The 12,392-nt window shown below is 58.7% G+C and carries 12 protein-coding genes; 3 read left to right on the top strand and 9 right to left on the bottom strand.

Annotated features, from left to right (window positions below; genetic code table 11):
- Positions 1-182: 182 nt before the first annotated feature.
- Complete coding sequence (locus ACTG20_RS04855; protein ID WP_139408756.1) at positions 183-893, bottom strand: tRNA1(Val) (adenine(37)-N6)-methyltransferase; 711 nt, start codon at positions 891-893, stop codon at positions 183-185.
- A 119-nt stretch (positions 894-1,012) separates the two neighbouring features.
- On the opposite strand from ACTG20_RS04855, the gene srmB reads away from it, so the two are divergent.
- The gene (gene srmB, locus ACTG20_RS04850) at positions 1,013-2,236 is read left to right on the top strand and encodes an ATP-dependent RNA helicase SrmB (protein ID WP_005343175.1); all 1,224 of its coding nucleotides are present in this window, start codon (positions 1,013-1,015) and stop codon (positions 2,234-2,236) included.
- A gap of 72 nt (positions 2,237-2,308) precedes the next feature.
- On the opposite strand, the gene ACTG20_RS04845 is transcribed toward srmB, so the two are convergent.
- The 4 genes from ACTG20_RS04845 to rnr are packed head-to-tail and all read right to left on the bottom strand — an operon-like array spanning position 2,309 to position 6,535.
- The gene (locus tag ACTG20_RS04845) at positions 2,309-2,764 is read right to left on the bottom strand and encodes a GNAT family N-acetyltransferase (protein WP_194495003.1); all 456 of its coding nucleotides are present in this window, start codon (positions 2,762-2,764) and stop codon (positions 2,309-2,311) included.
- A 56-nt stretch (positions 2,765-2,820) separates the two neighbouring features.
- Positions 2,821-3,393 (bottom strand): Crp/Fnr family transcriptional regulator, encoded by a 573-nt coding sequence (locus ACTG20_RS04840; RefSeq protein ID WP_194495004.1) that lies wholly within the window; start codon positions 3,391-3,393, stop codon positions 2,821-2,823.
- Positions 3,394-3,395: 2 nt separating this feature from the next.
- Positions 3,396-4,145 (bottom strand): 23S rRNA (guanosine(2251)-2'-O)-methyltransferase RlmB, encoded by a 750-nt coding sequence (gene rlmB, locus ACTG20_RS04835; RefSeq protein WP_005354834.1) that lies wholly within the window; start codon positions 4,143-4,145, stop codon positions 3,396-3,398.
- Positions 4,142-6,535 carry a ribonuclease R gene (rnr, locus tag ACTG20_RS04830; RefSeq protein WP_194495006.1) on the bottom strand — a complete coding sequence of 798 codons (2,394 nt, stop codon included), beginning with the start codon at positions 6,533-6,535 and terminating at the stop codon, positions 4,142-4,144. Before rnr ends, rlmB begins: the two co-directional genes overlap by 4 nt.
- A 134-nt stretch (positions 6,536-6,669) precedes the next feature.
- Here rnr and ACTG20_RS04825 point away from each other — a divergent pair, with 134 nt between their 5' ends.
- Positions 6,670-7,692: a GGDEF domain-containing protein gene (locus tag ACTG20_RS04825; protein ID WP_019445736.1), complete on the top strand. Its 1,023-nt coding sequence runs from the start codon at positions 6,670-6,672 to the stop codon at positions 7,690-7,692.
- Between the two features lie 131 nt (positions 7,693-7,823).
- On the opposite strand, the gene ompA is transcribed toward ACTG20_RS04825, so the two are convergent.
- Together ompA and ACTG20_RS04815 are read right to left on the bottom strand one after the other, a co-directional pair.
- Positions 7,824-8,861: a porin OmpA gene (ompA, locus tag ACTG20_RS04820; protein ID WP_005363030.1), complete on the bottom strand. Its 1,038-nt coding sequence runs from the start codon at positions 8,859-8,861 to the stop codon at positions 7,824-7,826.
- A 265-nt stretch (positions 8,862-9,126) separates the two neighbouring features.
- A complete protein-coding gene (locus ACTG20_RS04815) occupies positions 9,127-10,164 on the bottom strand; it encodes an SGNH/GDSL hydrolase family protein (RefSeq protein WP_005363031.1) in 1,038 nt (345 codons plus the stop codon).
- Positions 10,165-10,418: 254 nt separating this feature from the next.
- Between ACTG20_RS04815 and ACTG20_RS04810 the strand changes: the two genes are divergently transcribed.
- Positions 10,419-10,805 (top strand): YgiW/YdeI family stress tolerance OB fold protein, encoded by a 387-nt coding sequence (locus ACTG20_RS04810; RefSeq protein WP_005335826.1) that lies wholly within the window; start codon positions 10,419-10,421, stop codon positions 10,803-10,805.
- Between the two features lie 85 nt (positions 10,806-10,890).
- On the opposite strand, the gene mltC is transcribed toward ACTG20_RS04810, so the two are convergent.
- Both mltC and ACTG20_RS04800 read right to left on the bottom strand, forming a co-directional pair.
- Positions 10,891-11,994 carry a membrane-bound lytic murein transglycosylase MltC gene (gene mltC / locus ACTG20_RS04805; RefSeq protein WP_005354839.1) on the bottom strand — a complete coding sequence of 368 codons (1,104 nt, stop codon included), beginning with the start codon at positions 11,992-11,994 and terminating at the stop codon, positions 10,891-10,893.
- Positions 11,995-12,111: 117 nt separating this feature from the next.
- The gene (locus ACTG20_RS04800) at positions 12,112-12,384 is read right to left on the bottom strand and encodes an oxidative damage protection protein (protein ID WP_005335828.1); all 273 of its coding nucleotides are present in this window, start codon (positions 12,382-12,384) and stop codon (positions 12,112-12,114) included.
- Positions 12,385-12,392 lie beyond the last annotated feature (8 nt).

The following is a 12,392-nucleotide window of genomic DNA, read 5'->3' as shown; positions in this document are numbered from 1 at the left end:
CGTCTGTCTTGTAAATTATTGCTTGTTATAGTTTTTATCGGTCGCTGACCGGGTGTGTTCAGGGGGGATAAAAAAAGAGCCCCGCATGTTTTTTCATCGCAACCAGTGGTTTTAGCTGGTCTGGAGCGGGCGCTCGATCTGGAACCAGCATAATGGCGTGAAAAAATAGTTCAAGACGAAATTTACATCTTCAAATAGAAGGGGTTGGTCAGTTGGATATATCTGTCGGAATAGGCCCCGTCAGCAGAATGGATCACAATTTCACCCCTCTCACACCTGTTTAATCCTCTGCCAAGTAGCAATAAAACACGATTTGCCTCTTTACCCTCTCTGGTGATAACAGCTGTATAACAAATGCCATGCAGATCATAATTCGCCGAAATGCATAAAATTTCATCGGCCATCGCCGTCGGCAGCACCAGCGCTACCTGCCCGTTCGGGCTCAGCAAACGATCGCAGGCCGCCAGTAATGCGTGGCTGTCGAGGGCGCCGGTATGGCGGGCCAACGCCCGCGCCGGATCGCTAAATGACTGGCCTGCCACGAAATAGGGAGGGTTGGAGACGACAAGATCGTAAGGGGCGGCCTGATAATCCTGAATGGCACTCTCTATGACGGTCACCCGATCGGCCCAGGGAGAAGCAGCCGCATTCTCCCGCGCCTGACTGGCCGCATTAATATCCAGCTCGACCGCATCAAGACGGCAGTCAGATCTGCTGCGCTGGGCCAGCATCAGGGCAATCAGGCCGCTACCGGTGCCGATATCGAGCACTCGACGCGCCTGTTCGACCGGCGCCCAGGCACCGAGCAAAATGCCATCGGTGCCCACCTTCATGGCGCAGCGATCGTGATTGATATGGAACTGTTTGAAGGTAAATCCGCGACTACGTCCCATCTGGCCCCCGTCATCTGCAAAAATGGTGGGCGATTATAGCGGCTAAGACACACTCACCAATAGGAGCCGACGAGATAATCGCCTATAATCTGCCGTTTCCTTAATGACCGAGTATTGCCATGAGCCAGTCCTTTGATGATTTCGACCTGCACCCAGCCCTCAACCGGGCCTTGGCCGAGATGGGATTCACCCGCCCCACCACCATCCAGCAGATGGTGCTGGAGCCAGCCCTGGACGGCCGCGATATTCTGGCATCCGCTCCAACCGGTACCGGCAAGACTGCCTCCTTCCTGCTGCCGGCACTCCAGCACCTGCTGGACTTCCCGCGCCGCAAGCCGGGCCCCTGCCGCATGCTGATCCTGACCCCGACCCGCGAGCTGGCGCTGCAGGTGACCGCCCACGCCAAGGCGCTGGCGGCCCACACCAACCTCAGCATCGAAACCATCATCGGCGGCGTCAGCCATGAAGAGCAGCTGCCTGCTCTGACCAAGACCACCGACATCGTGGTCGCCACCCCGGGCCGTCTGCTCGAGTACATCGAGAAAGAGGAGTTCGAGAGCCACGACATCGAAGTGCTGGTGCTGGATGAAGCGGACCGCATGCTGGACATGGGCTTTATCAAGGATGTGAACCGCATCGTGGCCGAAGCGCGCTACCGCAAGCACACCATGCTCTTCTCCGCCACCCTGGAAGGGGCCGGCCTTGAGAAGTTCGCCAACGAGATCCTCAAGGATCCGGTGGAGCTGCACGCCGAGCCGCCCCGCAGCGAACGTCGCCCCATCACCCAGTGGATCCATCTGGCCGATGACGCCGCCCACAAGCTGGCGCTGCTGACCCATATCCTGAAAGATCCGGAAACCCAGAAGGCGATCATCTTCGTCAAGACTCGCGAGCGTCTGGCGGAGCTCTCCGGCCAGCTGCAGGCTGCAGGTATCTCCTGCGCCTGGATCCGTGGCGAGATGGAGCAGAGCAAGCGTATCGAGTCGATCCGCAAGTTCCACGAAGGGGAAGTGCCCTTCCTCATCGCTACCGACGTCGCCGCCCGCGGCATCGACCTGCCGAACGTCAGCCATGTCATCAACTACGACATGCCCTACGGCGCCGATGTTTACGTCCACCGGATCGGTCGTACCGGCCGCGCCGGCAACCGTGGCTGTGCCATCAGCCTGGTGGAAGCCCACGACATGGCTATGGTCGCCAAGATCGAGCGCTACACCGAAGAGCGCCTCAAGCGCCGGGTGATCGACGAGCTGCGCCCGAAACATAAGGAAGCGCGGGTACCGGTGAAGAAGAAAAAGCCGGTCGACAAGAAGAAGTCCGCCAAGAAGAAAAAGAAGAAGTGATCGCCTGGCGATAAAGAGAAGGGCCATCCCGCGGGATGGCCCTTCTGCATTCTGAATCACTCTGACGAGTGGTTATGCCACCACTCTGCGCATCCCCATATGGGGGATATCATCTTCGAGATAGCCTTCCCCTTCCGCCACAAAACCGTGTTGGCTGTAGAAGCCTTGCAGATGGGCCTGCGCCCCCAGCCAAATGCTGTGGGTCGGCCAGCGCGCCTCGCACGCCTTGACCGCCTCGCCGATCAGCTGGTGACCGAGACCACCGCCACGCGCCTTGGGTGAGGTCACCACCCGACCGATGGCGGCACCGCTCTCATCGCCGATGCCGGGCGCCATGATCCGCGCATAGGCGGCCAGCAGATCGCCCTGATAGCCGAGCAGGTGCCAGACCCCCTCGCGGCGATCCAGCCCGTCCAGATCCTGAAAGGGGCAGGTCTGCTCCACCACGAACACCTCGGCCCGCAGCGCAAGCAACTCATACAACTCGTCAGTGGTCAGTTCAGACCAGGGTTTCAGGATCCAGTTCATCGGCAACTCCTTATCAGTTCGGCCTGCCAGCATAATCGTGGCGCCTGCGCCCTGCATTAACCTTTGTTAAGTTCTTTCAGCCGTTTGCGAATGCGGCTCAGACTAATGGGAGTGATACCGAGATAGGCGGCAATCTGGTGGTCTGGCACTCTGGCATCAAGCGCGGGAAAGCTGTCGAGAAAGTGCTGATAACGCGCCTGCGGGCTGCCGGTCAGCAGCAACTGCTCCTTCTCCTCCTTGATGCGCAACTGCACCTCTAACAGGTGCTGGTACCAGCGCGGCCAGCCGGGCAGCTGGCGCAGGTCAGCCAGACTGAACAGCTGCAGACGGCAAGACTCCAGCGCCTCCACGCTGTAGCGGGCTGGCTCGCCACTAAGCAGGTGGTGGAAGTCGAGAAACTCGTCCCCCTCCCAATAGAACTCCTTGATGTACTCGCGGCCATCCGCCAGCACCAGCTTGGCCCGCAGCAGCCCCTGCTCCACCCTGACCAGCAGCTCCGGGCTGTCACCGGCGTGCCAGAGGCAGCTTTTCGGACTGAGGGTCAGCGGGCGGGCAAAAGAGAGGAGGCGCGCGGCCTCCTCTTTATCTGCGACCTGCGCCCAATCGAAGGGGGGTCTGTCAGTCAGCATGATTAACCGCGACGCTGACGCACGGCTTCAAACAGGCAGACGCCGGTCGCAACCGAGACGTTGAGGCTGGATACCGCCCCTGCCATCGGGATGCTCACCAGCTCGTCGCAATGTTCGCGGGTCAGGCGACGCATACCTTTACCTTCGGCACCCATCACCAGCGCCATCGGGCCGGTCAGTTTGGCCTGATAGAGGTCGTGATCGGCCTCGCCAGCGGTGCCGACAATCCAGACGCCACGCTCCTGCAGCTCGCGCAGGGTGCGGGCCAGGTTGGTGACCTGAATAAGCGGCACCACTTCAGCGGCGCCACAGGCGACCTTGCGCACGATTGGGGTGAGACCCGTGGCCTTGTCCCGCGGCACGATGACCGCATGAGCCCCGGCAGCATCGGCGCTGCGCAGGCAGGCGCCGAGATTGTGCGGGTCGGTCACGCCATCCAGCACCAGCAGGAAGGGCTGGCTCTGTTGTGCCGCCAACTCATCCAGCAGGCTGGCCAGATCGTGCTCGGCGAGCTTCGGCGCCTCTTTCACCCGGGCCATGATGCCCTGGTGATTGTTGCCTTCCGCTTTGTCATCAAGGGTCTTGCGGTTCACGCTCTGCACCTTGAGGCCGAGGGACTCCAGCTCGGTCAGCAGGGGTTGCAGCCGGTCGTCATCCCGCCCTTTCAGCGCCCATACCTCGATGAAACGCTCCGGGGTGCGCTCCAGCAGCGCGGTGACAGCGTGAATGCCGTAGATCAGTTCAGTACTCATTTAGTGCTCTTGGCCTTATCGCGAGCCTTTTTGCTCGGTCGTCTGTTGCTCGGTTTGGCACGGCCACCCTTGTCGGATTTGCCGTGACCCTTGCCCTCTTTACGTTTTTCGTGGCGCTGGGCGCTCTTGGCCTTCTCTTTCTTGATCTCGGCCTGCTTGCGCGCCATCTCTTTGGCGTTCTTGCCGGTGGCCTTGAGCGGCTCTTCGACCATCACGAAGTCGATCTTGCGATCATCCAGGTTCACGCCCATCACCTTGACCCGCACCTTGTCGCCCAGACGGTAGCGACGGCGGAAGTTCTCGCCAATCAGCTGCATGTGCAGGGGATCAAACTGGTAGTAGTCGTTGGTGAGGGTGCTGACGTGCACCAGACCATCGATGTGGATCTCCGCCAGACGCACGAAGAAACCAAAGCCGGTGACGCTGGCGATAACGCCGTCAAACTCGTCACCCACGTGATCCAGCATGTACTCGCACTTGAGCCAGTCGGCCACGTCGCGAGTGGCATCGTCGGCACGGCGCTCGGTCATGGAGCAGTGCTCGCCCATCGGGTCCACTTCTTCCAGCTGGTAGTGATAACCACCGCTCGGGGTCCACTTGTGGCGCAGGTTGCCCTGCTGCTCCTTGGCAGTCTGATACTTGATCGCCCGGTGCAGGATCAGGTCTGGGTAGCGACGGATTGGCGAGGTGAAGTGGGCGTAGGACTTCAACGCCAGACCGAAGTGACCGATGTTGTCAGCCTGATAGATGGCCTGACGCATGGAGCGCAGCAGCATGGTGGAGAGCAGCTCCGCATCCGGGCGCCCTTCAAACTTGGCAGCCAGCTCGGCAAAGTCTTTCGGCTCGGGCTCGAGACCGCCCTTGAGCTCCAGACCCAGTTCGGCCAGGAAGTCACGGAAACCGGTCAGACGCTCTTCGCCCGGACGGTCGTGGACCCGGAACAGGGCGGCGGCTTCGTTCTTCTCGATATAACGGGCCGCGGCGACGTTCGCCTGGATCATGCACTCTTCGATGATCTTGTGGGCATCGTTGCGCACCAGCGGCACGATGCGGTCGATCTTGCGCTGGGCGTTGAAGATGAAGCGGGTCTCCTCGCTCTCGAACTCCACCGCACCGCGCTGGTGACGGGCATGCTTGAGCGCCTTGTAGAGGTTGTTGAGCTCCTCAATATGGCCCACCAGCGGATCATACTGCTGACGCAGCTTGGGATCGCCATCGAGGATCGCGGCAACCTTGGTGTAGGTCAGACGGGCGTGAGAGTTCATTACCGCTTCGTAGAACTTGTAGCCGGACATGCGACCAGCAGCGGAGATGGTCATCTCGCACACCATGCAGAGACGGTCAACTTGCGGGTTCAGGGAACACAAGCCGTTGGAGAGCACCTCCGGCAGCATGGGCACCACGAACTCGGGGAAGTAGACGGAGTTGCCGCGCTGATACGCTTCGGCATCCAGCGCCGTGCCGGGCTTCACGTAGGCGGAGACGTCCGCAATCGCGACCCACAGGCGCCAGCCGCCACCGCGTTTGGCTTCACAGAAGACGGCGTCATCGAAGTCACGGGCATCTTCCCCGTCGATGGTCACCAGCGGCAGGGCGCGCAGGTCGATGCGGCCCTCTTTGGCTTTCTCCGGCACCTGCTCGCCAAGACCGGCAACCTCTTTGGTCACCTCTTCCGGCCAGGTGTGCGGGATACCGTGGGTACGCAGGGCAATTTCGATCTCCATGCCCGGCGCCATGTTCTCGCCCAGCACTTCCAGTACGGTGCCGACGGCATTGATGCGGGAGGTGGCGCGCTGGTTAATGCGCACAACCACGACCTGGCTCTGGCGAGCCCCTTTGTTCTCCCCTTCCGGGATGATGATGTCCTGGCCGATACGGCTGTCATCCGGCACCACGAAACCTACGCCATTCTCGACGAAGTAACGGCCGACAATGTCTGCCTCACGGGACTTGAGCAGGCGCACCAGACGCGCTTCCTGACGACCCTTGCGGTCAATCTCGGTCGGCTGCACCAGCACGTAATCGCCATGCATCAGGCGTTGCATCTCTCGGTTGTTCAGATACAGATCCGGACCACCACCTTCCGGACGCAGAAAACCGAAGCCATCCTTGTGGCCGATTACATAACCTTTGACCAGATTCAGGCGATCCGGCAGGGCATAACATTGGTTGCGAGTGAATACCAGTTGTCCATCACGCTCCATGGCGCGCAGACGACGACGCAAGGCTTCCAACGGCTCTTCATCTTTCAGCTTGAGGACCTTGGCTAACTCTTCACGGGACATGGGCTTTTCATGGCCCTTGATGAGTTCCAGGATCAACTCGCGACTGGCGATGGGGTTATCGTATTTTTCGGCCTCGCGTTCGAGGAAAGGATCTTTTTGAGACATAAGCAGGCCTTAGGGTAGGTGGTAACGGTGCCATTATATCGGAGGGGGGGGCGAATGGCATCCATCGGCTGCCTTTTGGCCAATCTCTCTGTCATACTATCTTCAGTTCGCTGGCATGATGAGACACAGAACTCATGAGTAAGGACACATTTGCCCAATCCGCCGCCTATCTCAAACAGGCGGTCCCTTTGATGATCAAGTACCAGATCCCCACGACGCCGGACAATTACCACCTGTGGTACAACTATGTCTCGGCCAGCATGCCCGAGCTCAACCAGGCGATTGATCAGGCAGTCAAAATGCAGGGAACCTGCTCGCTCACCACCTGCGAGCGACTCTATCACCAGTATCTGGCCGCTCAGGACGAAAAGCAGATGGAGGCGATGAAACTGAGCCTCGCCGCCATGGCCAACGAGCTCGGCCACTCCATGCAGGACGCCATCTCCGATACCGGCATGTTTCAGGAGATGCTCGACAAGAGTTTTGACAAGCTCAGCCGCATTGATGACGAGGGCTTCAGCCTGGAAGACACCATGGGGATCCTGCGAGAGCTGGTGCGCGAATCGCGGGATGTGCGCATGTCCACCATGCACTTTCGCAACCAGCTCAGCAATGCGGAGAAAGAGATCAAAGAGCTGCGGGCCGCGCTCAACGAGACACGCAAACTGGCCAACGAGGATGCCCTCACCAACCTGCTCAACCGCCGCGCCTTCGATCTGGAGCTGGAGGGGTTGATCCGCAGCCAGCACCCCTTCTCGCTGATCCTCGCCGATATCGATCGCTTCAAGAACTTCAACGACGAATATGGGCACCTGCTCGGCGATCAGGTACTGCGCGCCTTCAGCAAACGGCTGCGCGATGCCTGCAAGGAGGGGGTCACCGCCTATCGGCTGGGTGGGGAGGAGTTCGCCATGCTGGTCCCCCATCGCTCGCTGGCGCTGGCCAGACAGATGGCGGAGAGCATGCGCCGCGCCATCGAGCGGATGTCGATTCTGGATCGCAAATCGGGCCGCCGCATCGACCACATCACAGCCTCGTTTGGCGTGGGTGAGTTCAACGGTCAGGAGAGCGCAGACTGTCTGGTCGAACGTACCGATAAGCTGCTCTACAAGGCCAAGGAGCTGGGGCGCAACCGGGTGATGCCACTCCCTTCCTGATTTAGTCCCCTGTCCGACCGCAATGCCAATGTAAAAAGCCAGTCAGATCAACTGACTGGCTTTTTGGTCTCTCTTGCTCCGACAGGGGCTGTTCATTCCAGCCCCAGTGGAACTCTGCTCAGTGTGAAGGATTACTCCTGCACCTCGCTGACACCTTCGACTTTCACATCAACACGGCGATCCGGAGCCAGGCAGACGATCAGCTCACGCTTGGACTTGCTGACGCAGCTGTCGCCGGTAACCGGTGAGGATTTACCACGTCCTTCCACATTGATCTTGGCGGCCGGGATCCCTTTACCAACCAGATAGTTGGCAACGGTCTGGGCACGCTGTTCGGAGAGCTTCTGGTTGTAGGCATCGGAACCGATACGGTCGGTGTGGCCAATTACGGTTGCTACGCCATCCTTGGGTCGTGCTTCTTCAATCTGGCTATAGAGGCTATCCAATGCCTGACTGGCCTCTGGCTTGAGGGTCGCCTTGTTGAAGTCAAACAGCACATCGGAGCTCAGGGTAAACTGCTTCTCAACCATCACAGGTGCAGGAGCAGGTTCCGGGGCCGGGGCGGGCGCAACAGGGGCAACCTGACCAAAGCGATAAACCGCTGCCAGCGAGAGCAGGCCGTTATCCATTCTCAGACCGGTATCATCGCGGCTGCCATACGGGGTGGTGTACTGATACTCCAGGCGAGCGGCCCAGTCGAGATTGAACGCATACTCGGCACCCAGTGCACCGACCATGACAAAGCGGCTGTCATCTTTGTAGACATCGCTCTTGGTATCAGCCCAGCCATAACCGCCACCGACACGACCATACAGATCCAGATTATCGGTAACCGGGAAGCCCAGTTTCAGGGTCAGTTGAGCCAGCTGCGCTTTTACTTCATCGCTGAAAGCGCCTGCCGCCGTAGTGGCATCGTATTTGTAATTGCCCAGATAGTCGTAACCCAGCTCCAGTCCCAGATTCTGGTTGATCTGATAACCGCCAAACACGCCTGCACCCAAGGCATCGTTGGTCTCATTGCCAAGGGTCAGGGCATTGCTTTCATCAATGCCGTAGAAGTTGGACCAACCCAGTTTGGCACCGCCATACCAGGTGTTGTCTTGACCGGCAGCCTGGGCATTGGCCGCCAACAAGCCGGTAACCAGCAAGGTAATCAATGATTTTTTCATGTTTGAGCCTCTGCAACTTTATGTAGGAGGAGGTTGATTGATATCACCTCGTCTTATAGGTGCAACCACCCAAAAGCGATCGCAGCATATCAACGTTAGCCTATTTTCAAGTCACTGATATCAATTAACAAAAAACACTCTAACGCAACCACGTTACAAAAACAGCAACAAACGTTTGTTATTTGAACTGAATGTGACGCAAAAAGACGCATAAACGAGGGCGGATAGGAGAAAAAGGCCAGCAACATGCTGGCCCGAAGCGATATCAGTGACGAACAAACTCGTAGTGCTGATCGATAAAGTCAGCAACACGCTGGCTCAGTACCTTGTGCACCGTCCTGGTCGGATGCACCTGATCCCAGAACATATGCTCATCGCAGTTGAGAGTCGCTGCTCGCCCTTTTGCTTGCCCGCTCACCACCGCCTGCGCCAGGATCGGGTTACCGGCAATAGCCACTCTTTCGGAGACACTCAAAGCCGGGGTCGCAGCCACCTCGGCGGCGCTGCCGGAGAACGGCTTCCATGTATAGCCACCACCGTAGCAGGCGTGTTCTGTGTCACTCAGCCCGAACAGCTGGGGATCGCGCATCATCTCATCAAACTGCTTGTCCACTTCGAACAGCTTCACGATGCCAAGGGGAGCCAGCTCGCGAGTGAGGTTCTGCAACTTCTGGTTGTGGTAACTGGCCACATGGCGCACCTTCTCCACCACCTTCATGCTGCGGGCTGACGGGGTCTGCCCCAGATCCGGGATGTTGAACAGCAGGATCTGCTGCGCGCCGTTGAGCACCAACCGGTTGGATGCCAGCCGGATGGTATCGATCACCCGATCCGCATCCCGCTCGGTGTTCCAGCCATAAGCCAGATAGTCGTTGGCACCGACCCAGATCACCACCAGATCATCGGGACGGAACTTGTCCTTTTTCAGGAACTGATCAATCTCGTAATCGAGGTTGTTGATCACCTGATATTTGGGGTCCCAGGACCAGAAACCGAGCCAGCCGTTCAGGGCCCCCAGATGGTTATAGGCCACCGCGGTTGCACCGCCTTCCGCCTCGTTGGCCACGACCAGACCGGGAAAACGCTCATCACCCAACTGCTCCAGCCACACCGGGCCGTTGCTGAAGCGCCCGTTGAAGTAAGGTGGGCTGGAGGGGAGATACCCCCGCATCTTCTTGTACATCTTGCCGGTGTCGGAGAGGCTGTCACCAAACATCACGACCCGGGAAAAAGGTTGGCGTCCCTCTGCCGCTTGCGCGGTCAATGCCATTAACCCCAATAAACAAACAAGCCATTTTTTCATATTGTTATGCTCTTCGATTAAGCAGGTGAGACCTGCGGACTTCTCCTCGAGTGGCGACAGGCATGGGAAGAGTCTGTAGCCACTGACTTCTGGTGAAGGCGACAGATTACAGTTCCAGATGAAATCACACATGTTCCGACACCGATGAAATCGCTTGCGCTCACAAAACAGACAATCACACCAGCCTATTTCTTTCACGCTTGTTTCACGCCCCCCCCGGCACAATGCCCCCATACCAACGACAGGAGTATGAAATGAACAAGGCAAGCGCAAGCGTAATCGGACTGTTGACCCTGATGTCTGTCTCCTCTTTTGCCATGGCGGCCTATACCGGCCCGCAGGAGCAGAACAAGGTTTCCGTTGCTCAACTGAAAGATCTGGCCGATGACAGCTGGGCCACCCTGGAAGGGAAACTGGTCAAGCACCTGGGCGGCGAGAACTATCTGTTCCGCGATGCCAGCGGTGAGGTGGAGGTCGAAGTGGATCAGGATGTGTGGCGTGGCACCGAAGTGGGCCCGGATGATCAGATCCGCATCCGTGGTGAAGTGGACCACAGCTGGAACAAAACCGAAGTGGAAGTGAAAACCCTGGAGAAAGTGGGCGCGGCCCCGCAGACCAAGGGCGGCTTTATTGCCAAATAAGGCCACTTCAACGACGAACTGGCCAGACGTTAAAAGGGCGCTTGATATCAAGCGCCCTTTTGCATGGTTAACCCAGCGTCACCGCTTAACCGGCCCGACTGGCAAAGGCTCTCTTGAACCCCTTCTCGGCCTGATTGACCTTGTAGAGGTAACGGCGCGCCTCCTCTTTGGGATGCTGCTCGGTCAACACCTGATAGACCGCCTCGGGGGAGAGCCGGTTGATCCGGCCCGGCGCCGCCTTGCGATCGCTGGAGAAGGTATTGAGTACCCCGCCCGCACCACCGTTATAGGCGGAGATCACCGCATAGCGACGGGAGCGCGGATCCTGAATATCCGCCAGATAGACGGTCTGCAACAGGTGCAGATAGGCGGTACCAACATCGATGTTGTAGGCCGGGTTGAACAGCTCCTCCCGGGTCGGCTGGCCGTTCTTGCCCTTGACCCGAACATAGACGTCACGACCGGCGGTAGCCGGGATCACCTGCATCAGGCCATAAGCGTTGGCATGGCTCACCGCATAGGGGTTGAAGCTGCTCTCGGTCTTGATCACCGCATAGATCAGGCTCTCCGGCACGCCGTATTTGCGCGACGCTTCCCGGATGATCCCCGCATACTTGTAGCCCCGTCGATCTTCATGGTTGGCCACCATGGGAATATCGACGAAGAAGATGGTGCGAATACCCAGAGTGCGCTTCTTCATCGCCGTGTTGAGCAGGTAATCGGCATACCGCTCGGCGCGCCAGGAGGCGCGGATTGGCTGGCGCTGATTGTCCAGCACCTGACCGTAGAGGAAGGGCTCGCCGCCGGTCAGAATTTCCCGGTCGGAGTAAAGATCCACTTCGGCCGGATCGTCCGGCGTCAACAGGGTCTCGATGATGGCGCGACGCAGGTGAGCGCGGGGATCGATGCCCGAGACCGTCTCCACCATGATGTGACCGCTGGAGAAGTCGATGTGGGCCCGGCTCTTGTACTGATCCGTGTATTTGACGTAGTCAAACTTGCCCGCAAACAGCGCCTCCCGCCCCCATATCTCGTTCACGTTATGGGAGAGCGCGCTGATCATGTGTTCAAAACCGCGGATGTCCTTGCCGTTGACCAGATCGTCATCCTCACTCCCGCTGGGCTTGGGGGAAGATGAGCAGGCAGAGAGAAACAGCAGGGTGCACAGCAGCCAAAAAATTCGGCCCATAGGATCCTCAAACCGGGCAGCAGAGCTGCCCATCATTCATTTGCTGCGACTTCAGGAGCGGTCACGCCAGTGTGGCGCCATTCCCGCACCTGTTCACACGTACAACAGCCGGAGAGCTTACTGGGCAGGCGGGGTGTAACCTTCGATCTGCACTTCACCTGCATCAAACAGGTAGCTGACCATCTCTTTTTCCAGTAGCTGGCGATGCTCAAGATTCATCATGTTGAGCTTTTTCTCGTTGATCAGCATCACCTGCTTCTTCTGCCACTCGGCCCAGGCTTCCTTGCTGATGTTGTCAAAAATCCGCTTGCCGAGCTCACCGGGATAGAGTTGGAAATCCAGACCCGGGCCCTCTTTTTTCAGGCGTTGGCAAAATACAGTACGGCTCATGTTGACCT

This window comes from Aeromonas sp. 84A (assembly GCF_051919345.1).
Taxonomy (GTDB): Bacteria; Pseudomonadota; Gammaproteobacteria; order Enterobacterales; family Aeromonadaceae; genus Aeromonas; species Aeromonas veronii.
Note: the sequence above shows the minus strand (reverse complement) of the source record. Positions and strands in the feature narration are given on the sequence as shown.